Annotated in this window: 22 protein-coding genes and 1 other RNA gene; 7 read left to right on the top strand and 16 right to left on the bottom strand. The window is 34.0% G+C overall.

Features of this window, described 5'->3' with window-relative positions:
* Nucleotides 1–99: 99 nt before the first annotated feature.
* Together ACQH6S_RS05955 and ACQH6S_RS05950 are read left to right on the top strand one after the other, a co-directional pair.
* Nucleotides 100–831, top strand: coding sequence for an outer membrane protein (locus ACQH6S_RS05955; RefSeq protein ID WP_425360201.1), 732 nt, complete (start codon nt 100–102; stop codon nt 829–831).
* 404 nt (nt 832–1235) lie between these two features.
* Nucleotides 1236–2477, top strand: coding sequence for an MFS transporter (locus ACQH6S_RS05950; RefSeq protein WP_425360200.1), 1242 nt, complete (start codon nt 1236–1238; stop codon nt 2475–2477).
* 17 nt (nt 2478–2494) lie between these two features.
* On the opposite strand, the gene ACQH6S_RS05945 is transcribed toward ACQH6S_RS05950, so the two are convergent.
* The 14 genes from ACQH6S_RS05945 to ACQH6S_RS05880 form a co-directional block, all read right to left on the bottom strand.
* Nucleotides 2495–2731 carry a GapR family DNA-binding domain-containing protein gene (locus ACQH6S_RS05945; RefSeq protein WP_094649222.1) on the bottom strand — a complete coding sequence of 79 codons (237 nt, stop codon included), beginning with the start codon at nt 2729–2731 and terminating at the stop codon, nt 2495–2497.
* Nucleotides 2732–2773: 42 nt separating this feature from the next.
* Nucleotides 2774–4171, bottom strand: a complete 1398-nt coding sequence (locus ACQH6S_RS05940) for a palindromic element RPE1 domain-containing protein (RefSeq protein WP_425360199.1) — start codon at nt 4169–4171, stop codon at nt 2774–2776.
* 77 nt (nt 4172–4248) lie between these two features.
* Nucleotides 4249–4776 (bottom strand): pyrimidine dimer DNA glycosylase/endonuclease V, encoded by a 528-nt coding sequence (locus ACQH6S_RS05935; RefSeq protein ID WP_425364417.1) that lies wholly within the window; start codon nt 4774–4776, stop codon nt 4249–4251.
* Between the two features lie 142 nt (nt 4777–4918).
* Nucleotides 4919–5041 carry a helix-turn-helix domain-containing protein gene (locus ACQH6S_RS05930; protein ID WP_133062932.1) on the bottom strand — a complete coding sequence of 41 codons (123 nt, stop codon included), beginning with the start codon at nt 5039–5041 and terminating at the stop codon, nt 4919–4921.
* On the bottom strand, nt 5038–5193 hold the full coding sequence (locus ACQH6S_RS05925; RefSeq protein WP_157905664.1) for a hypothetical protein: 156 nt from the start codon (nt 5191–5193) through the stop codon (nt 5038–5040). Before ACQH6S_RS05925 ends, ACQH6S_RS05930 begins: the two co-directional genes overlap by 4 nt.
* Nucleotides 5180–5425, bottom strand: a complete 246-nt coding sequence (locus ACQH6S_RS05920) for a type II toxin-antitoxin system RelE/ParE family toxin (protein ID WP_425360198.1) — start codon at nt 5423–5425, stop codon at nt 5180–5182. The genes ACQH6S_RS05925 and ACQH6S_RS05920 overlap by 14 nt, the downstream gene beginning before the upstream one ends.
* Before the next feature lie 262 nt (nt 5426–5687).
* Nucleotides 5688–6185, bottom strand: coding sequence for an NADH-quinone oxidoreductase subunit NuoE (gene nuoE / locus ACQH6S_RS05915; protein ID WP_094649218.1), 498 nt, complete (start codon nt 6183–6185; stop codon nt 5688–5690).
* Nucleotides 6182–7357 (bottom strand): NADH dehydrogenase (quinone) subunit D, encoded by a 1176-nt coding sequence (gene nuoD / locus ACQH6S_RS05910; RefSeq protein ID WP_341748793.1) that lies wholly within the window; start codon nt 7355–7357, stop codon nt 6182–6184. The genes nuoE and nuoD overlap by 4 nt, the downstream gene beginning before the upstream one ends.
* Nucleotides 7358–7575: 218 nt before the next feature.
* Entirely contained in the window at nt 7576–7827 is a 252-nt protein-coding gene (locus ACQH6S_RS05905) for a DUF3035 domain-containing protein (protein ID WP_425364416.1), read from the bottom strand.
* A complete protein-coding gene (lspA, locus tag ACQH6S_RS05900; RefSeq protein WP_341749474.1) occupies nt 7828–8427 on the bottom strand; it encodes a signal peptidase II in 600 nt (199 codons plus the stop codon). It lies immediately after the preceding gene.
* 174 nt (nt 8428–8601) lie between these two features.
* Nucleotides 8602–8835 (bottom strand): hypothetical protein, encoded by a 234-nt coding sequence (locus ACQH6S_RS05895; protein ID WP_425360196.1) that lies wholly within the window; start codon nt 8833–8835, stop codon nt 8602–8604.
* Between the two features lie 101 nt (nt 8836–8936).
* Nucleotides 8937–10073 (bottom strand): molecular chaperone DnaJ, encoded by a 1137-nt coding sequence (gene dnaJ / locus ACQH6S_RS05890; RefSeq protein WP_425360195.1) that lies wholly within the window; start codon nt 10071–10073, stop codon nt 8937–8939.
* Nucleotides 10074–10342: 269 nt separating this feature from the next.
* Nucleotides 10343–12232, bottom strand: coding sequence for a molecular chaperone DnaK (dnaK, locus tag ACQH6S_RS05885; RefSeq protein ID WP_425364415.1), 1890 nt, complete (start codon nt 12230–12232; stop codon nt 10343–10345).
* Between the two features lie 27 nt (nt 12233–12259).
* Complete coding sequence (locus tag ACQH6S_RS05880) at nt 12260–12958, bottom strand: hypothetical protein (protein WP_425360194.1); 699 nt, start codon at nt 12956–12958, stop codon at nt 12260–12262.
* 454 nt (nt 12959–13412) lie between these two features.
* Here ACQH6S_RS05880 and rnpB point away from each other — a divergent pair.
* The 5 genes from rnpB (at nt 13413) to ACQH6S_RS05855 (ending at nt 20502) form a co-directional block, all read left to right on the top strand.
* Nucleotides 13413–13811: RNase P RNA component class A (rnpB, locus tag ACQH6S_RS05875), an RNA gene on the top strand.
* A 199-nt stretch (nt 13812–14010) separates the two neighbouring features.
* On the top strand, nt 14011–15459 hold the full coding sequence (locus ACQH6S_RS05870; protein WP_425360193.1) for a palindromic element RPE2 domain-containing protein: 1449 nt from the start codon (nt 14011–14013) through the stop codon (nt 15457–15459).
* Nucleotides 15460–15569: 110 nt separating this feature from the next.
* Entirely contained in the window at nt 15570–16901 is a 1332-nt protein-coding gene (locus ACQH6S_RS05865; RefSeq protein ID WP_425360192.1) for a hypothetical protein, read from the top strand.
* A 273-nt stretch (nt 16902–17174) separates the two neighbouring features.
* Nucleotides 17175–18968 (top strand): single-stranded-DNA-specific exonuclease RecJ, encoded by a 1794-nt coding sequence (gene recJ, locus ACQH6S_RS05860; RefSeq protein ID WP_341748802.1) that lies wholly within the window; start codon nt 17175–17177, stop codon nt 18966–18968.
* A 187-nt stretch (nt 18969–19155) separates the two neighbouring features.
* Nucleotides 19156–20502, top strand: a complete 1347-nt coding sequence (locus ACQH6S_RS05855) for a methyltransferase (protein WP_425360191.1) — start codon at nt 19156–19158, stop codon at nt 20500–20502.
* A gap of 364 nt (nt 20503–20866) precedes the next feature.
* Here the strand turns inward: ACQH6S_RS05855 and ACQH6S_RS05850 are convergent, their stop codons facing one another.
* Nucleotides 20867–21532, bottom strand: a complete 666-nt coding sequence (locus tag ACQH6S_RS05850) for an ABC transporter ATP-binding protein (protein WP_425360190.1) — start codon at nt 21530–21532, stop codon at nt 20867–20869.
* Nucleotides 21525–22772 carry a lipoprotein-releasing ABC transporter permease subunit gene (locus tag ACQH6S_RS05845; RefSeq protein WP_375333659.1) on the bottom strand — a complete coding sequence of 416 codons (1248 nt, stop codon included), beginning with the start codon at nt 22770–22772 and terminating at the stop codon, nt 21525–21527. Before ACQH6S_RS05845 ends, ACQH6S_RS05850 begins: the two co-directional genes overlap by 8 nt.

The raw sequence follows: 22772 nt of genomic DNA, 5'->3' as shown, positions 1-22772 counted from the left end.
TTAGGTTGCTGCTGTCAATCTATTTAGATTTAGCTTGCATAAAGAATTAAAAATTATATAATTTTTTTTTACAATTAAGAAATTAAATAATAAAAATATATGAAAAGATTATTATCAATTCCAGTTGTAACGTTTATTAGCTTGATTTCTAGCATATCATTTGCAAGTGAAGGGCAGCTTTATGTGAAAGCTGAGGTTGGTGCAGCTTTATTACAGAAAACAAGAGACAAAATCCTCGATATAAAAATGACCCCTCTGTTTGGGGGAGATGTTAATCTTGGTGTAGGTTATTATCTAACAAATAATGTTAGAGCTGATCTAACATTTGGTTTTACTAATCCAAGACTTGAAGGCTCTTCTACTAATACTAGTACTAGAACTTATAACGTATTAGGAGTTGAGAAAACAATTGACGCCCCTATAACTTTAAAAAGAACACATAGGGGGCAAATAACCTCAGTGTTGGTCAATAGTTATGTTGATTTAAATACTGATGCTAACTCTCCTTCTGTTTTTGTAGGAGCAGGTGTTGGGATGGCTCAAATAAAAGAAAAAATAACCACAGGTGAGGTATTGGGTCGTGATGCTCCGACTGCTGCAAATTTTGTTCCACTGCAAAAACATTCTTCAGTTACCAGGAAGGCTAATAATTTTGCTTATCAGCTAATTGCTGGAGTGTCTGTTAGTTTAAATGAAAAGGCAAGGATTGATGTTGCCTATATCTTGGCAGATTATGGGCAAACAAAATTTTCAAAATGTAATGATGTTGAAATAAATAAAACTAGTTATCGAACTCATAACATAATTGCTGGGCTAAGATTTGATATATAATATATAACTCACCCGCATAACAAACACTATTGCCATCCCCGTTCACTATTATCATTCCCGCTTCTTTCCCTTGTCATTCCCGCGTAAGCGGGAATCTACAATACCTCAGGGCATTTTTAGATACCTGCTTTCGCAGGGATGACAACCATTGTCCTATATTTTATTCAAATCTGCAAAAAAAAAACTTGATTATCGAGTTTAATTAACTTAATTGCAGATGTTATATTGAAATAAGAAGGAAATTGTGATATTTAATCTTCCAAGACTAACTATAGTTAATTCAGGAGAATTTGGGGCTAGGAGCGATGAGTGACAACGTCACCAACTTCTCTTGAATTAACTATATACATTAAACACTGAAGACTTGTTAGATAACTGTCCAAAAAGGTGGATATAACTCCGGAATGTTAACTAATCGCATAAGTTCTTATTTTATTTGTTTCTTCTTGCTAGGTATAGTGGCGGGGGGAAATTTTTCATTGGTCACATTTACTATTCATTACCAATTATCACAAGCAGGATATTCAACTGATATTATTGGCTTAATGTTTCTAACCTCTATGCCATATTGCCTAAAACCAATATTAGCACCATTTATTGATAAATATTCTGTACCTATTATATGTAAAAAATTTGGTCAACGTCGAGGATGGGCACTAGCTGTACAAGGATGTTTATTAGTTACTACTAGTGGATTTTTAATTATAGCTCCCCCTGTTAACATCGTTATTACTGCCATTTTAAATTTTACTATTTCCTGTTGTGCGGCAACTCAAGATATTATTTTAGATGCCTATCGTATAGAACGCTCTGCAACAAAGGAAGAGCTTTCAGTTGCTACAACTTTCAGTGGCACTGGTTTTCGCATAGGAATGCTGATTAATAGTACAGGAGCATTATATGTCTCTTGCTTCTTTAATTGGTACTGCGTATATCTATGTACCTTTTTTATAACAATGGCTGCCCCACTAATAATCTTATGCATGCAAGAGCCTGCTACAAAAAAAACTGAACATATTTTTACTAATTTAATTTCATTTAGCCAATATTCTAAAATCATTGGTGATAGCTTACTATTATTAAAACGACACCATCCAAATTGGATATTCATTATGCTGTTTGTCTTTCTATATAAAGCAAGCGATTCAATTACTATGGCAATGAGTTCTCCCTTATTTATTGACTTGTCCTTTACCTCCCAAGAAATTGCCTCTATTTCAAAAACCTATGGATTCATGCTAATGACCTTAGGGGGAATTATTAGCGGTATTCTAACTACAAAAGTAGGGATATCTCGAGGTTTACTAATATGCGGTATTCTACAATTACTATCCCCCTTAATGCTAATGTTTTTATCTATAGTAGGTCATGATCTAGTTATATTTACTATAACAATTACTGTACAGAATTTCTGTTGCGGACTTGGTAATACCACTCTTGTTATTTATCTTTCTAGTTTATGTAATGGCGAATTGATCGCCACGCAATACTCAATTATTTCTTCTTTTAGCTCCTTTGTACGTATTATTTTATCCTGTTTATCCGGTATTTGTGCAAACTATATGGATTGGTCCAATCTTTTTTTATTCACTACCTTATTTAGCATGCTATTTGTATTAGCCTTTTTAAAGATACGTAAAAGTTAATGGTTTGACTATAATTGTTAAATATTCAACGCTCCACGATATATCTCTATTAGGCTATCTTCTTCAGCAAGATCATCTTTGTCTTTTTTCTTAAGTTTCAGAACATGCTTAATTATCTTAATATCATAGCCTTTATGTTTAGCTTCTTCATAAGCATCCTTTATTAGATCAGTTAACTCGTTTTTCTCTTCCTCTAGCTTCTCAAGTTTACTGATAGTGTCAATTAAATCTTGTGAATCGATTATCTCTGTCATAATTATAAATATTATAAGTTTAGTAAAATGCCAATTACCAAATTATTTGTTAAAAAATAAATAATTAAAGTAACAAGCTATTCTCTTCAAAAATCCTACTTTGTCAATGGATTCTTTAGCAAGAAGAGCTATTTCTTGCACATCATTGTCAACAATTACAGTTATTTTACCAACAATATCCCCAGCCTTTAAAGGAGCTGAAACAGTTGGCGGTATCGATATTTTTATATCAATTTTTTCTTGGTTAGAACGTGGCACAACCATTGATAACTTTTCGGCTGCTACAAGTTGCACTTTATCCTTTACACCAAGCCATACATTAATTTCTTCTATTATATCACCTTTAGCATAAAACTTTTTGTGAATAAAGTTTTGCTTAATCCAATCTAATAGCATTAGAGATTCATCCGCTCGCTTTTTCATAGAACTAAGACCGTTAACAACCATAATATAACGACGCCCATCATCTATACATGATGCTACCATACCATAACCTGCATTATCAGTAAAACCGGTTTTAATACCATCGCATCCAATATCTTTGTATAATAAAAGATTACGATTTCCTTGAGTAATAGGTCGACCTTTTTGATCTTTACCGAAAGTAAAATATTTTTTACTATAAATATGATAAAATTCCGGGTGGTTTTTAATAAGAGCCATACTAAGTATGGCAAGATCATAGGCAGTGCTATAGTGATTTTCTGCTGGCCAACCACTAGCATTAACAAAATGAGTATCCTTCATACCTATTTTCTGTGCTTGTAAATTCATAGCCTCAACAAAATTTTCTTCCGTTCCGTACAATCCTTCAGCAGCTACAATACAAGCATCATTTCCTGATTGAACAATAATACCATTTAGAATATCTTCAAGACGTACCATTTCACCTAGAGGCATGAAAGACTTTGACCCTCCCATACGCCAAGCTTTCTCACTTACAATAAAATGCGAATCAAACGACACCTCGCCTTTCTGAATTTTCTCCTCAATAAGATAAGATGTCATTATTTTGGTCATTGATGAGGGAAACATATGCTCATCAGCATTCTTTGCCAACAACACTTTACCTGTAGCATAATCTATGACTATTGCTTGCTTTGCTTCAAGGGTTATTGCATTAGTATCAGGATGGCGAGTAATATTATTATTTCCCTCTGCGCTAGATGTCACTGCTTTAACAGGAGACTCTGCCTTAACAGTAACAATAGACCTCTTGCCTAACTCTACTTCTGCTGGTAATTTGGACAATGATGCGGTACTCGAATCCTCACGTACACTAGAGTAAGCTGCGGTTCTGCGTTCCGCGTCTCCTTCAAATTCCTCAGCATAAGCGAGTTTTGCAAGAGGTCTAATAGGTAATATTAAGAGACAAATTAATATCAAATATAGTGTAAATATCGGGGTTTTATAAATCTTGTTCATGTAATGTAATGCCATAATTATCAATTTTGTTTAAATATAGCAGATTTTTATACTACACTAATAGCTGTTTTCATTATTTTTACAGTATATAGTCAATTGATGAGAAATAGGGGGTTATACCATAAAGGTGGTTCTCTGTTAATCCATTTCGGTGGTAATTTATCATAGTGCCATTTTGCATTGAGATATTTTCTATAAGCTTCACAAGGATCGCTAATATGCTTAAAATCCACCTGCATACTTTCTGATTTAGTACAATTAGCAAATGGAGTTATTATGCCATCTTGAATATCAGCCCTATGTTCTAACAAATATGGTAATAACCTTGTAGTCGCATGTTTTTTGTTATAACGAAAACTATATTCTTCGCATAATGCTAAAAAATGCTGAAATAACCAGTCCCAATTGCCAATGTTCAATGCCGCCCAGATAGTACATGGGTGCTTCATGTGAGTTGGTTTGTAGATATGCTGATAAGTAACACCACTATTAATGAATATGGCGGTACTTAATAATTGGGCTGTCTCTAAAACCATTTTAACTACCCGTTTGTTATCCAAGGCTTGGGCAGATATTATAGGACAGTTATTGGTAACAAAAATATTCATAAATTTTATCAATAAAATAAATAGGTTTATATTAGCTATAGCATAGATTCCTCACTATAGTCAATTGATGAGAAGTTAGTGACGTCATCACTCGTCGCTCGCCTATTACTTATAGGCGTCGCTCCTGCTATCTACTTCTCCTGAATTGGCTATACTATGGTTGTACATGTAAATTAATCGGTTTATCTATTGCAATAGCATATCTATAAATTGTTTTTAAACTTGGAAAATGTTTACCGCTTTCTAAACGTGCTATTACAGATTGGGTGGTATTCATTTTTTTGCCACCTCTTCTTGAGTCATGTTAGCCTTAATTCTAGATAATATTAAAGCATAAGATATTTCATACTCTAGAGAAGATGCTTCATATTCTTTTTTTACTTCAGGATTAGCAAGTAATTTTTCTCTTAATGATTCATATTTTATCATAATTTATTTCCTTTATTCTTTGTTTTGCTATTAACAATGCTTTTCTAGGGGGCTTCTGAGTCTTTTTTATGAAAGTGTGAAGAATAACTATTTTTTTCTTATGAGCTAAAAAATAGATTGATCTTGCTATATTTACTTTTCCATTTAGCCTTATTTCCCACAAATTACCTTCAATAGGTTTGACATTAGATTGCTTCGTCGCTACTAAAGTAGCTTCTCGCAATGACGCCATGCATAAGGTGAGATACTAAGTTTTCTTCTTAGTACTACAGTTGTAGATTGAATGTGAGTGTTCACGGAAAAAAGGTTAAAGTATAAGATGTCATTGCGAGGAGGTTGCCAGACCGACGAAGCAATCCAGGAAAGTGATTAAAAATGGATTGCTTCGTTGACCTTACGGTCTCCTCGCAATGACGGTTTTTCAATTATTGTTTTCTTAAACTGACGCTTATGTACTCCATCGCTCCTAGCCCAAAATTCTACTCCTCAAGAGTTTAAGCAAGGCTATCAATTAACTTAGCCATGCCTTCTTCATCTAACTCTTCAAAAAAATCATCGTTGATTTGGACAACTGGTGCATTAACACAAGCACCCAAACATTCAACTTCTGTAAGGCTAAACTTTTTATCGCTGGTTAGCTCACCGAAATTAATAGCCAGTTTATTCTTACAGATAGTAGCAATTTTATCGCTCCCCCTTAGCCAACAGGGGGTAGTACCACAAATTTGTATGTGATATCGTCCTACTGGTTGTAGATTAAACATGGTATAGAATGTTGCAACTTCATAAGCTCTGATGAAAGGTATATTTAGAAAATTTGCCACATACTCTATCGATGCTTTAGGTAACCAACCATTCATTTGCCGTTGGGCAAGGTCAAGTAACGGTAGGATCGCACTTTTCTGTCTATTTTCAGGATATTTCTTAATAATATCTTGAGCTTTTTTTAAATTTTCATCATTAAAACTGAAATTTACTGGTTCATCATTCATCGATCAATTTCTCCAAAAACAATGTCAAGACTGGCAATAATAGTTACCACATCTGCCATCAAATGGCCTCTCGACATAAAGTCTAAACCTTGCAGATGAGCAAATCCAGGGGCTTTAATACGGCATCTATAGGGTTTGTTGCTTCCATCAGAGTATAAATATACCCCAAACTCGCCTTTTGGAGCTTCAACAAATCGATATATCTCGCCTTGTGGTACGTTATATCCTTCAGTATAAAGTTTAAAATGATTAATCATTGCTTCCATCGATTCTTTCATTTGCTTTCTTGATGGTGGGGCAATTTTAGGATCATCAGTTTTAATACTACCTTTCGGTATTTTTTCAAGACATTGTTGTATAATTTTAAGTGATTGGTACATTTCTTCAATGCGAACCAAATACCTATCATAACAATCACCATTTTTGCCAATTGGTATGTCAAAATCTAGTTCACCATATACATCGTACGGATTGGTTTTTCTAAGATCCCATGCGATACCTGAGCCTCGTAGTATTGGACCAGAAAACCCCCAATCCATAGCTTCTTTTTGGCTTACTACTCCGATATCTACTAGGCGTTGTTTCCAAATCCTATTGTCATTTAACAAGGTTTCAACATCTTGTAATTTTTTAGGAAATTGTTGAATAAAAATATGAATATCTTCTAATATATCATCTGGTAAGTCTTGGGCAACGCCACCAGGTCTAAAATAATTTGCATGCATTCTAGAACCAGATACACGCTCGTAAAATTCCATAATTTTTTCACGTTCCTCAAATAACCATAATAGAGGGGTAGTAGCACCAACATCTAGAGCTTGGGTTGTGATATTAAGGATGTGGTTAAGGATACGGGTAAGTTCAGAAAACATCACTCGAATAAATTGAGCTCGTCTTGGAACTTCGCAGCCAAGCAATCCTTCAACTGTTAAGGCAAAGGCGTGTTCTTGGCACATTGGCGATACGTAATCTAATCGATCAAAGTATGGTATAGCTTGTAGATATGTTTTATACTCAATTAATTTTTCAGTACCACGATGCAATAAGCCAATATGTGGATCTGCTTTATTGATCACCTCACCATCCATTTCTAAGATTAATCTTAAAACTCCATGGGTAGCTGGATGTTGTGGTCCAAAATTCAGTACAACATTTTTATTATTATCACTCACCTTATTTTAAACTCCGGCAATTATTGTCCTCTATATAGCTGCCCTGAATAGTACTGCTCAATTTGTCATTCCTGCTTCGGTGCGGAATCTAAGACCCCACACCAAAGCAGGGGTGACAGCCTTGTAATAGACGTCAATTTAATTATCTATATATTTTTGAGTATATACCAAAATTTCTGTCCACTAAGTGAAAAAGTGAAAAAATTATATAATTAATCTTATTTTTCTATTTCTTTTATCAAAGCCTGTTCACCCTCAGTAAGAGTTTCTGGAGAAGACGATTTAGAGTTTTCTTTATCTTTTACTTTAATAGCAGGTAAGTCATAGTGAGGAGGCATTTCTAGAGTTTTGTTGCGTCCTACCTTGTATTCATCAGATCCAGGGGTCACAATTCCTATTGTTTCTTTTACTTCTTTACTGCATGCAGATAACATTATTACAGTAGCAAATAACCAAAAAATTATACGCACTTAATCTCCTTTTAAATTTATATTTTCCTTAAAAGCAAGCTCACGGATCCTATCTGCTTCAGCTTGTATCATAGTGTGATTATATTTAATGTCTTGTTGTTGTTCAACAATTTTCTTAGTTTTATAATAATCATGTATCAAAAATATTACTCCTAATGAAATGAAACTATCAGCTAGATTAAATATTGGAAAACCAAAATCTTGATAATGAAAATAAATAAAATCAAATACTGCCCCATTAACAAAACGATCGATCAAATTACCGATAGCACCACCAATGACAAAACTATAACCAACAAAGCCTGTCATTGTCTTACATTTTAATAAGATATACCATAAATATATTATAACAACAGAATTAATAACTATAAACAACATATTGCTATACTGATAATAATTTCGGAACATTCCAAAACTAATACCATGGTTCCAGCTATAAACTATATCTAAAAAGCTTGTTACTTTCATGGTTAGACCAATTTTGCCCCTTAGATAATTTATAAACCACCATTTTACTAATTGATCTATAATTACCAATTTAATAACTATACGGCTATTTTGACGAATAATTAGTAATATTCTTTTTAATGTTAATGGTATATGCATATTACAAACAATCTTACCGCAAATATTGGTTATTAGATTCTAAACAGTCATGGCAATGTAAAAGTCATAGCAAAATGCTCGGGCTTTTTAAATTACCCGAGCTAAAACCACTTCCTCTTCTATTTTTCAACAGTTGTGACTAAAGAAACTACTCACTAATAGACGTGTTCATTCCACTGAATTATTAACGTTTGCACCAATTACAGTTAGACCAAGTTCTTCTAAATCACCAGAATGTTCAGCATTAAAAAGATTATTAGGTATAATAATTTCTTGAGGCGTATCATTTCTTAACGAAAAACCCCCTGGCAATGCTATCGTTGCTTCTGGAAAAATTGTTATACGCATTTGCTGCCCCCCTTCTGAATAATTAACTGTACTAAATTGCCTACTTTCTGCCATAAATCCCCTGTTTTTACATTATAACATACCCAAATACTACATTTGAATATCTACACTCATATAATACATTTTATAATACAATACCATCAAAAAATCAAATTTTATGACCATAAGTTTTTCATTTTGTTAAAAAAACTAGCATCATCTTCATCTTTGTCGCTTGACAATTCTGTATCTAGCATCTCTAGTAATTCTTTTTGTTTTTTAGTAAGATTTTTCGGTATCTCAATATGGATGTGGGCAAACATATCCCCTCTAATGGTTGATCTAACCTTAGACATACCTTTGCCTTTTAGTCTTAGTTGTTCGCCATTTTGTGTGCCGGCTGGTATTTTTAACTTTACCTTACCACCTTCTATGTCTGGTACTTCTACTTCTCCACCTAAAATAGCTTTAATGAAACTAATAGGTAGTCGACAATGCAAATTAATTCCATCAACTTTATACAGGTCATGTGGCTTAATAGTAACAAAAATATACAAATCTCCATTACTGCCTCCTCGCATTCCGGCATCTCCTTCACCAGTAAGTCTTATTCTTGTGCCTTCCTCAATACCAGCTGGAATATTTACCAATAAATTCCTATGTTGTGAATGACGCCCTTGACCATGACATTTTTTACATGGATTTTTAATTATTTGCCCTGTGCCTTGGCATTTTGCACAAGTTTGTTCTAAGGTAAAGAAACCCTGCTGTATCCTTGTAGCCCCGCGTCCTCCACAAGCATCACATTTGGTCATGCCAGTATCATTATTTTCTGAACCACTACCGTTACATGGTGAACACTTTACTTCACTAGTAAAGCTAATATTCTTCTCGATACCACGAAATGCTTCTGACAAAGTAACTGTGATTTCATATTTTAAATCTGAACCTCTAACGCTAGTGGACTGGTGCGACCTTCTTGCCCCGCCACCCATAAAATCATTAAAAAACTCACCAAATATATCATTCAAATCATGATTCCCCCCTCTAGAAGCCTGCCTTCCAGCTGACGATGCTGCTCCTGAATTATGAAAAGCCTCATGTCCAAAACGATCATATGCTGCTCTTTTCTGCTCATCTTTTAGTACATCATAAGCACTACTTATTTCCTTAAACTTTTTTTCTGCTTGTTGATCCTGTGAATTACGGTCAGGATGATATTGCATAGCTAATTTATGATAAGCCTTTTTTATTTCTGCTTGGCTAGCAGTTTTATTAACTCCAAGTACTTGGTAATAATCTTTTGTAGACATAATAAGGATATCTTATTTTAAATTTTATTTTTAGCCAAAACGTCATTACGAGCGAACGTATATGAGCGTGGTAATCCATTTTTTCTGGATTGCTTCGGAGGCTTACGCCTCCTCGCAATGACGCTTGAGATGCATACATGTCATTGCACATAGGCTTAAGAAAATAATAATTGAGAAACTGTCATTGCGAGGAGACCGTAAGGTCGACGAAGCAATCCAGAAAAAATGGATTACCACGCCACCTACGATAGCTCGCAATGGCATAGTAATTACTTATTACTTACATCCTCGTAATTAGCATCAACTACTTTATCGTCATCACTTGCCTTAGCTTCTGTATTACTATCATCTTCTGATGGAGATTTATACATAGCTTCTCCAATTTTCATGCTTGCTGCCATAAGAGTGTCAGTTTTCGCTTTAATTTCTTCAAGATTATCTGACTCTAAAGCTGCCTTTAACTCTGTTATAGCATTTTCTACTTGTTGTTTATCACTAACTGATATTTTACCATCATATTCTTTTAGAGTCTTTTCAGTTGAATAAATCAAGCTATCAGCATTATTTTTAGCTTCAATTAATTCACGACGCTTTTTATCCTCATCAGCATTTTTTTCCGCATCTTTGACCATTTGTTCAATTTCTGCATCACTAAGCCCTCCGGAAGCCTGGATAGTTACTTTTTGCTCTTTACCACTAGCTTTATCTTTGGCAGAAACGTGAACTATACCATTAACGTCGATATCAAAGGTTACTTCAATTTGTGGTGCTCCTCGTGGGGCAGGAGGAATACCATCCAGATTAAATTGCCCAAGTAGCTTATTAGCAGCTGCCATTTCCCGTTCACCTTGGAATACTCTAATCGTTACCGCATGTTGGTTATCGTCCGCCGTAGAGAATGTTTGACTTTTCTTGGTAGGAATAGTTGTATTACGATCAATCAGCCTAGTAAATACCCCCCCAAGAGTTTCAATACCTAAAGATAAAGGGGTAACATCTAGTAATAATATATCAGTAACTTCTTTGTTTAATACCCCACCTTGAATAGCAGCCCCTAGAGCTACGACTTCATCAGGATTTACTCCTCTATGTGGTTCGCGACCAAAAAATTCTTTTACCTTGTCAATAACTTTTGGCATTCTAGTCATACCGCCAACTAGCACTACTTCCTGAATATCTGAGGCTTTTAGCCCAGCATCTTTTAAAGCTTTCTTACATGGTTCTATTGTATCATCAATTAGCGTTGCCACTAAGGATTCTAATTTTGCTCTAGTAAATTTTATATTTAAATGTTTAGAACCTGAACTATCAGCTGTAATATATGGTAAATTAACATCGGTTTGCGGTACAGATGATAATTCTTTTTTAGCTTTTTCGGCAGCTTCTTTCAAACGCTGTAAAGCTAAAGGATCTTTGCGTAAATCCATACCACTTTCTTTCTTAAATTCATCGATTAAATAATCTAGAATTCTCGAATCAAAATCTTCCCCTCCAAGGAAAGTATTACCGTTGGTAGATTTAACCTCAAATACTCCGTTACCTATTTCTAAAATTGATACGTCAAACGTACCGCCACCAAGATCATAAACTGCAATTATTTTGCTTTCAGCTTTATCAAAACCATATGCTAAAGCTGCGGCTGTTGGTTCGTTGATTATCCGTAATACGTCCAAACCAGCAATTTTTCCAGCATCTTTGGTTGCTTGACGTTGTGCATCGTTAAAATATGCTGGTACAGTAATAACTGCTTGCGTTACCTTTTCACCAAGATAATTTTCAGCTGTTTCCTTCATTTTTTGCAGAATATAAGCACTAATTTGACTAGGTGAATATTTTTCTCCGTTAACTTCAACCCAAGCATCATTATTAGCAGCTTTTACGATTTGGTACGGTACAAGGTCTTGATCTTTTTTAACCATAGGATCAGAAAAACTTCTACCTATCAATCTTTTAATGCCATATAAAGTATTATTTGGATTGGTCACAGCTTGACGCTTTGCTGGTTCGCCAATTAATTTTTCACCACCGCTAGCAAATCCTACCATTGAGGGAGTCGTTCTAACTCCTTCGGCATTTGCTATAACTTTCGGTTCTTTCCCTTCCATTACTGCAACGCAGGAATTTGTTGTTCCTAAATCTATACCTATAATTTTTGCCATATACACTCCTAATTCCGATTAAACAATTCAACTTAACAAGTTCTGATATAGTAATTTACAATCTATTTTACAAGAGGTGGTGATGAAAAAAATCATGAGAATACCCACATATGGGAGTAGAGTAAGGCATTTGGACGAATCACCTATTTCACTTTGCACATTTCTACGATTTTGAATTCCCCTAACCTTTTCTTTATTAGAACCTTCTCTTACTTCGATTAATCCTTGCTCTAGATATTTTAACTTAGAACTTTCAGCATAAAGCCTCATATGCTGAAAAAATTTTGTAAACTTACCCACTAACTTATTACCACCATTCCAATAAAGATCCTCAATCATCAGCCTCTCGTTAGGTTTTAGCTTATCCCAAGACTTACCATAAATATTTTTTAGTTCGATTCGATTAGTAGCACTCTTATAGTCGTATATCATTCGAGATTGCTCAGTTGTAATAGTTTGCTGACCATTATAAACTTTATCAAATGATATCAACCCCTGAAATATTGCCTGCCAAACAATTTTTGCTTCGGGATTATCCATATTAAAACCTATCCCTATAGTCTTATTTCCTTTAATATCTTTATATATTTGTAATATTTCATTTTCATTGCCTTTAATAAAAGCAAGTGCCATTTCTTGATAAAATTGTAAATGTTCTGGCTTAAAAAGATTTAAACCATGTAATTTATCCCGTAACTCAGCGGCAAATTTTATACTTACTACCATAAATTTATAACCTTTATTATCTTGATAAAAATCAATATAGTCAATTAACCTGAATTAGTATCGAATAAGCACCCATCGTACTGTCATTGCGAGGAGGCGTAAGCCTCCGAAGCAATCTAATGAATGTGGATTGCCACGCTCACATACGTTCGCTCGCAATGACGAGCATTTTTACCAAAACGTCATTACGATGATGACGGGTTGTAGGTTTATACGTCATTGCGAGGAGGCGTAAGCCTCCGAAGCAATCCATTTTAATCGTTTTTTGGATTGCTTTGTCGCCACTAAAGTGGCTCCTCGCAATGACGTTTAGGCTAAATACTAATCGGATTTACAACGTTGCTAATTCAAGTTAATTCAATATAATAGCATCTTTTTAGCTAGCACTAAGTGATCTGGTAAAAAAATTTAGTAAAAAATCATTGACTAGGCAAATATATTAAAACATAATCACCTCGATGGTCGTGCAGTTGCGTAAAAATCTATACTAGAATTTACGAGGAAAGTCTGGACTCTACAGAGATATGGTGCTGGTTAACGTCCAGCGGGAGAGTAATCTTTTAGGGAAAGTGCCGCAGAAAATATACCGCCAAATTATAATATAGTTTGGTAAGGGTGAAATGGTGTGGTAAGAGCACACCGGTAGGTTGGTAACAAGCTACGCATGGTAAACCCCACCAAGAGCAAGATCAAATAGGCACTACAGAACTTACGTGTTCCTAGGCATCTCTGGCTAGAAGTAGTGCGGGTAGATCGCTTGAGGTAAATGGTAACATTTATCCTAGATAAATAACTGCAATAGATAATAGAAATATTATCTATACAAAATCCGGCTTACAGACCATCATTTTTTATAAGACTTTTACCCAAAGGTTATTGCGAGGAGATGTTTTAGTGGTGACGAAGCAATATGACAAGCTTTATGGATTGCCACGACCTACTTGCGTGGTCTCGCAATGACGCTTGAGATGCATATACGTCATTGCGAAACCATGCAATGGTTGAAACAATCCATTCCATAAGAATAGATTATCTCAAGGATTTTTAAGATTGTGAAAAATATTTTTTATACAGAATTTTGGCATAAATATTATCCTATAATTTTATGCTTCATCTTACTGGTTTTTCATTTTTTATCAGCCTATCCTGGTGGTATGTCATCTGATAGTTTTGATCAATATCAGCAGAGTATTAGTGGAAATTATAATTCTCATCACCCATCTTTAATGTCAATAGTATGGTCGTTAATTAATCATATCCATCAAGGTCCACAATTGATGCTATTGGTAGATTTAGCATTTTTATGGGGTGGAATACTACTACTTCTATATGCAGATCAACAAAATAAATATAGATATCTATATTTGGTAATTGCCCTTTCGCCTAATATATTGTCTCAATCTGCAACAATTTGGAAAGATGTAGTTTTTGCCTTAGGTACTTTCTTCTGCATAGCTACTTGTATTTTTTTTACTTATCGACAAAAAACAGCACCTTTCTGGGTGGTTGTTGGATTATTATTGATTTGCTTTTATATTGTTGGGGTTAAATTTCAAGCTAAATTTATTGTACCAATTTTGATTTTGTTTATATTGTCAGTTTATCTTAAAACTAATATTTTGATAAGAATAACAGCTACTAGTATTATTTCCGTAATAATCATATATGGTAATATTACACTTGCTAAATATTTTTCTACAGAGGGGCATTCAGAGCAATTACCTCAATTTTTTGATGTTGCTGGAGTGAGTGTTGCCATAAATAATGATGATTTATTACCAGACTATGTTAAAGAAGACAAAAATTTATATAGTTTTGAAAAGCTCAAGGCACAATATACTGCAAGGTGGGTTGATACATTAATCTTTGGTGATACTAGGATTTATAATTCAACATCAGACCCTATAAAATTGCAAGAGATGCAGTCTGCTTATATAAAAGCTATAATGTACCATCCTCTAATTTTTTTAAAACATCGAATGATTAATTTTGCTTTTTTAATGACCAACACGGGATTCTATCACTATGGCTTTATTGATTCTACCGAAGCTCAAAAACATAATATAGATATTAAGAATAATCACTTAAAAAAGGCGATAACAAAATATTTAAAAAAATATCCATGGATTTTAACAACCAACCTTATTAGTTTTATACTAATATTTGTTTATTTAACAGCTATTTTAACAAATAAACAATCTGATATAGTCAATTCAGGAGAATTTGGGGCTAGGAACGATGGAGCGACGCCTATAAGTAATAGGCGAGCATTGAGCGACGACGTCCCCAACTTCTCATCAATTGACTATAATCCTGAGAAGGTTATTTTAACTTATATTGTTGCGATAGGTCTTGTTTTTTCGGTAGTATTACTTTTTGCTACTATGGCATCTGATTACCGTTACTACTATGTAATAAGAGTGTTAACATTATTTAGTCTGCCAATTTATCTGAAGTTTAGACATGGAAGTAACAAATTTCATTTCCGTGTAGGCACGTAGTTCGTCGACCTAAGGTCTCCTCGCAATGACGGTTTTTCAATTATTGTTTTCTTAAACCGATGCCTATGCGTATAGGCGGGAATTTATAATATCTCAAGGATTTTTAAATTATGAAAAATATTTTTTATACAAAATTTTGGCGTAAATATTATCCCATAATTTTATGTTTTGCTTTAATGTTTTTTCATTTTTTATCAGCCTATCCTGGTGGAATGACGGTTGATAGCTTTTCTCAATATGAACAAAGTATTAGTGGAAATTATTTTTCTCATCATCCACCTTTAATGTCAATGATATGGTCGTTACTCAATCATATCTATCAAGGACCACAGATAATGCTATTATGGCATTTAGTATTGTTGTGGGGTGGGGTATTATTGCTTTTTTATGCTGATCGACAAAATAAATATAGATATCTTTATTTTGTAATACCATTTCTTCCAAATATATTAGCTCAATCCGGGGTAATTTGGAAAGATATAGGGTTTGGCTTAGGTAGTTTTTTTGTAATAGCTAGTTGTATTTTTTATAGCTATCATCAAAAACGACCATCTTATTTGGCAGCTATTGGATTGTTATTAGTTATTTTTTATGTTGTTGGTGTTAAATTTCAAGCACAATTTATTGCCCCAATTTTAATTTTGTTTGTATTATCAGTTTCTCTTAAAGCTAACTGGTTTATTAGGATAATAGTAACTATTATTCTTTCTTTAGTAATAATAGAGGGTAATAATTATCTTGCTAAGCATTTTTCTACTGATAGTCATGCAAAACAATTACGCCAACTATTTGACATAGCAGGGGTGATTGTTGCAATAGATAATGATGATTTACTACCAGATTATGTCAAAGAAGATAAAAATTTATATAGTTTTGAAAAGCTTAAATCTCTCTATACACCGACTTTAGTTAATGCTTTAGTTTTTGGTGATGATCGAATTTATAATTCAACATCAGACCCTATAAAGCTACAAGAGCTGGAATCTAGTTATGTAAAAGCTGTAACCCATTATCCACTAGCTTTTCTTAAACATCGTATAAAGAATTTCATCTTATTAATGAAGAGTGCAGAGTATTATAGTGACGATTTATTTATTGATCCTAATGAAGCTGAAAAATATGGCATTTATCTTAAAAAAAATCATGTAAAAGACCTAGTGATATTCTACTTAAAAGCATTTCCAAGGCTAATAACTAAGAACTTTATTAGTTTTATACTAATATTTGTGTATTTAGCAGCTATTTTAACAAATAAACAATCTAATAATCCTGAGAAGGTTATTTTAACTTATATTGTTGCGATAGGTCTTGTCTTTTCGGTAGTATTACTTTTTGCTACTATGGCATGTGATTACCGTTACTACTATGTCATAAGAGTGTTAACATTATTTAGCCTGCCAATTTATCTGAAATTTAGATATTGCAAAACATCGCAAAAATAATGAAAACAGCTATTAGTGGAGCATAAAAATCTGTTATATTATAGATATAGTCAATTAACTTGAATTGGCAATGTTATAAATCCGATTAGTATTTAGCCTTAGCGTCATGGCTCAGAGCCACTTTAGTGGTGACGAAGTAATCCAAAAAACGATTAAAATGGATTGCTTCGTCGGCTTACGCCTTCTCGCAATGACAGCGGTGCTTATTCGGCACTAATTCGGGTTAATTGACTATATAACTAGATTTTACACTTTTTAATAAGGTTACCCTACATGTCAATAGCACTAGAATCTAAATGTTCAGTAAATGGCAAAATTTGGCAGCAGCGATTAGTCAACGAGGATGCTGTTCTAGAGCTTTGTCGTTCTGTAGGAATTAGTGATTTTCTAGCTAGGGTTCTATCTCCTCGCCTGGAGAACTTAGCACAAGCGGCTGACTTTTTATCACCTAGGATTAAGAATTTACTGCCCAATCCTTTTCATTTACTTGATATGCAAAAGGCAGTAGATAGAGCTATAGAAGCCATTATAAATAAACAAAAAATCTGCATATTTGCTGATTATGATGTTGATGGGGCTACTTCTTCATCATTGCTTAAGAATCTATTTAGAGATTTGGGGCAAAATGTTGATATTTATGTTCCAGACCGAATTGCTGAAGGATATGGACCAACCCCAGCTGCTATGCAAAAAATTAAGGATAATGGAACTAAGCTGCTTATTACTGTAGATTGCGGAGCAATGGCACATGAGGCTCTGAAACATGCAGCACTAGTAGGGCTTGATGTGATAGTGATCGATCATCACATTAGTAGTGATATATTACCTGAGGCTGTTGCCGTTGTTAATCCAAATCGTATTGATGAAACCAGCGATTATAAGTATCTGGCTGCTGTAGGAGTATCATTTTTATTTGCTACTGCCTTATTATCTGATTTAAAAAAACAAAATTTCTTTGCCAATCACCATGACATTAGTGGTAGGGATGATATTACTATACCTAACTTAATGCAGTATTTAGATTTAGTTGCCCTTGGTACGGTATGCGATGTAATGAAGCTTGTTCACTTAAATCGTGCTTTTGTTACTCAAGGATTAAAAATCCTTCAGCAAAGAAAAAATTTAGGTATGACAACCCTATGCGATATTGCTGGCTTAAATGAAAAACCAAACTGTTATCATTTGGGATTTGTCTTGGGACCTAGGATTAATGCTGGTGGAAGAGTTGGTAAATCATCATTAGGGGCTAATCTTTTATCTACCGAATGTCCAATAGAAGCAAATAGATTAGCACAGGAGTTGGAGAAACATAATAATGAGCGGAAAGTAATAGAACTGATAATGATAGAGGAAGCTACTCAAATAGCTTTAACTCAGGAAAATGATAGCTCATTATTTATAATTGGTAAAGGATGGCATCCGGGTGTGATTGGTATTGTCGCTGGAAGATTAAAGGAAAAATTTAATAAACCGGTGTCAGTTATAGCTTTAAATGATGGAATAGGTAAGGCTTCTTGCCGTTCTATCAAAAATGTTGATTTTGGTAGTAAAATTATCAACGCCAAGACTAAAGAGTTAATTGTAGTTGGCGGGGGGCATTCAATGGCTGCTGGATTTACAGTATTAGAAGAAAAATTACTAGAGTTGCAAGAATTCTTAAATCACGCCTTTAAGAGTGATATGAATAATCAGAATGATCTTATAGGCGAAGAATATGATGCTGAGCTCACTACTAGTAGTGTAAATTTGCTATTAATGGATGAGCTAAGTAAACTTGAGCCATTTGGTCAGGGAAATCCTGAACCAATATTTAAATTCTCTAACCTTTTTGTTTTGAAAGCTGACATAGTTGGTGGTAAACATATAAAATGTTTGCTAGCACCTTCTAAGGAAGCTTTTGGCTCTAAAGCCCTTGCTGCTATTGCTTTTAATGCCGTGTCTAGTCCAATAGAGAATATATTGCTTAATGTTAAGTCTTATAATATTTCCGTGATTGGGTCATTAAAAGTCAATAGCTGGCAAGAACGTCATACTATACAATTACAAATAAAGGACTTGATAATATGATTTTTTCTACTAATATGAGTTTGTACATCTCCTGTCTTGAAAGTCATTGCGAGGAGCCACTTTGGTGGCGACGAAGCAATCCAAAATGATGAAAAAACATAAGAATGGATTGCTTCATCGACCTTATGGTCTCCTCGCAATGACGTTTAGATAAGGAGCATAATTAACCATTATATATAAGTTTTCTATGGCAACTAAGCAACTAAAAACACGGACTAATTCTTCTATCGAAGCAACAAGCGATCTTGCTGTAGTTCAAGAACATTATCAAGATTACCCCTATCCTTATAGAGATCCTGAGGATGAAACAAAAAGATTACTGGCTATTACTGGTGAATTTTTGGGGGAATTAAATCATTATTTATATCGAGGTAAAAAAGATTTTAACTCAGGTTTTCGAGTATTAATTGCTGGCGGTGGTACTGGTGATTCTGCTATATACATGGCAGAGCAGCTAAAAAATAAAAATGCTGAAGTGGTATATTTAGATTTTAGTAAGCCAAGTATGGAGGTCGCACAAAAACGTGCCGAGAAACGTGGTCTTACCAATATTAAATGGGTATATGATTCTATCTTAAATATCCCAAAGCTTAATTTAGGCAAGTTTGATTATATTAATTGCTCAGGAGTATTACACCATTTAAAAAGCCCTCCCGATGGTTTAAAAATTTTACAGGAATCTTTAACTGCCAACGGAGCAGTTGGAGTAATGGTCTATGCTAAATATGGTCGTACTGGACTATATCAAGTACAAGATATTATGAAAATGGTAAATCAGGGTGTTAACAATAGGGTAGAGGAAATAATGAATGCCAAAGCTGTTATGGCTGGCTTCCCTGCAACTAATTGGTATATACGTGGGCAAGAACTATTAAGAGACCATGTTTTTTTTGGCGATATAGGATTATATGATATGTTCTTGCATAAACAAGATAGGGCTTATTCCATTCCCGAGTTATACGAATTTATCCATAATGCAGGTTTGAATTTTGTTGAATTTTCTGATGTTAGTGAAAAATTAGCTCTAAGAATTGAGAATTATATTAGTGATTTCTCTCTTTTGCAAAAAATTAAGAGGATGGATATAATAACTCAGCAAGCAATTTGTGAATTAATGGTTGGCAATATCATTAAACATAGTTTTTTTGCTTCTAATGCAAAAGATACTATTGCTACTCTTGATGATTTGGATAATGTACCATATTTTTATGGTATTGCGGGTATTGCTAAACAAATTTATGATCACATGGAAGCTAGTGCTTTGATAGCTGGCAACGTCATTAATTTTACGTTAAATAATTCATTGTTAAAAGATGTCAAGATTACTATACCAGTTTCTAAATATACTAAATATGTTTTTAAACAAATGATAGATGGTGGTAAAAGTTTGCAGGAGATGTTTGATTTAATTAGAGAAAAATTGCAACAAGAAATTACTAACGAAGCATTATTGTTTGAAGTAAAGACTATATTTGATCCATTTTTTACTACAGGGATTATGTTGCTTCATGACAAATCAGTAAAACTTTCTTAAAGTATAGTCAATTAACTTGAATTAGTGCCGAATAAGCACCCATCGTGCTGTATATTAGCAAGAAGGCGTAAGCTTCTGAAGCAATCTAGTAATGGATTGCTTCAACCATTACATGTCATTGCGAGACCACGTAGTGGTCGTGGCAATCCATCTTTGGTTACTTTTATGGATTGCTTCGTCGATCTACGGTCTTTCTCGCTAATAGACGTTGACCACATACGATTTTTAAACTATCCGGTCTAAAACCGCTTCCTCTTCTAACTTTCAACAGTTGTGGGGAATTGGGTAGCAGGAACGATGGAGCGACGCCTATAAGTAATAGGCGAGCATTGAGCGACGACGTCACCAACTTCCCATCAATTGACTATAACAATTCACCATATTTTAATTGATATACTCTATGCATTTTACTTGCCATTTCATGATTATGAGTTACCACAATAATAGAAGTATTCTTTTGATTAACAGTTTTGAGTAATAAGTTAAAAACCTCATTAGCTGTATTAGGATCTAGATTACCGGTAGGTTCATCAGCTAAAATAATTTGAGGATTATTAATTAAACTACGGGCAATAGCTACTCTTTGTTGTTCGCCACCAGATAACTCACCCGGCATGTTATGTATTTTATTAGCCAGCCCTAACTCTACTAGCAACTCTTCTGCTTCCCTGAAAGCTGATTTATGATTATTACCAGCAATCAATTTCGGCATTGCTACATTCTCTAAGGCAGTAAAATCTTTGAGTAAATGATGTCGTTGATAGATAAAACCTATATTATGCAATCTTATTATATGAGCATAATTCTGGGAATAATTTATTGAATTTATTTCTACCACACCACTATTCGGGGTATCAAGTAAACCAGCTATATGCAGTAAAGTTGACTTACCACTACCAGAAGAACCTATTATGGCAACTAATTCTCCTTGCATTACAGTTAAGTTAACATTACTTAATACTTCAACAATAGATTTTCCCTGCTGATATTTTTTAGAAATATTTTTTAATGTTAATACAGCTTTATTCATAACGAAGGGCATCCACAGGATTCAACTTAGCAGCTTTATATGCTGGATAAATTGTTGCACAAAAACATAAAACTATAGAAATACTTGCCACTAATGTTATATCTTCTATTTTTACCTTCGATGGTAGACTATATAAATAATAAATTGCTGCTTCAAAAATTTTAGTACCAGTTATTTTTTCCAAAATATTTTTAATAGACTGAATATTATAAGCAAAGCTTGTACCCAATATTATACCTAAAACAGTACCTGGTACACCGATAAACATGCCGTTACAAATAAAAATAAGCATAATCTGCCGAGTACTTGCACCAATAGTACGCAGCACTGCAATATCTGAGGTTTTGTCTTTAACCAACATAAACAAACTAGAAACGATGTTAAAGGCTGCTACCATAATAATTAAGGAAAGAATAGTAAACATTGCTACTCTCTCAACAGCTAAAGCATTTAGAAACTGTAGATGCGATTTTTGCCAACTTATCACTCGTAATTTTGAGCCTAAAATATTTTGTATCTCCCAAGCATAAATTCCCGCGTTACTCGGTTCTATTGTTATTACCTCGATTAGATTAATAACTTCACCAAAAGACAAGAAATTTTGTGCGGCAATAAGCGGCATTAAAATAGTTGCCGCATCATAATCATATGCACCGCTAGTGAAAGTAGCCACAACCATGAACTCTTTAGATCTAGGCATACTACCAAAGGCAGTAGAAATTGAATTAGGAGAAATTAATTTTATTTTGTCTCCTGCTTGAATTCCTAGGTTATAAGCAAGTTCATTACCAATTGCCACCACATCTTTACCAGAAAAATCAGCAAAATCTCCGGTATTAACATTTTGTAAAATCTGATTTTTATATTTGAGTTCACTTAAATCTATACCTTTAATTACCGCACCACTATTTGCTCTGTTACCTAGGGCTAGAGCTTGACCCACAACGCTTGGAGAAATATGTTTTATATAATTTTTACTAAGTAACTTTTTGTTAATTTCATCATAATTTGCTATAAAACGTGATAATGGGGTTATGCTAATGTCACCATTAAGCCCAATAATGTTTTTAGTTAATTCATAATGAAAACCGTTCATAACGGACATTACCACGATCAATGCAGCAACGCCAATGGTTACACCGATCAAAGAAAAACCAGAAATAATAGAAACAAATTTCTCATTCTTCTTGGCTCTAAAATATCGGGCTGCTACTTTTAGAATAAAATTATTTTTTATCAT

Source organism: Candidatus Tisiphia endosymbiont of Mystacides longicornis, from assembly GCF_964031095.1.
Classification (GTDB): domain Bacteria; phylum Pseudomonadota; class Alphaproteobacteria; order Rickettsiales; family Rickettsiaceae; genus Tisiphia.
The sequence above is the reverse complement of the archived record's forward strand: the minus strand, read 5'-3'. Positions and strand labels throughout refer to the sequence as shown.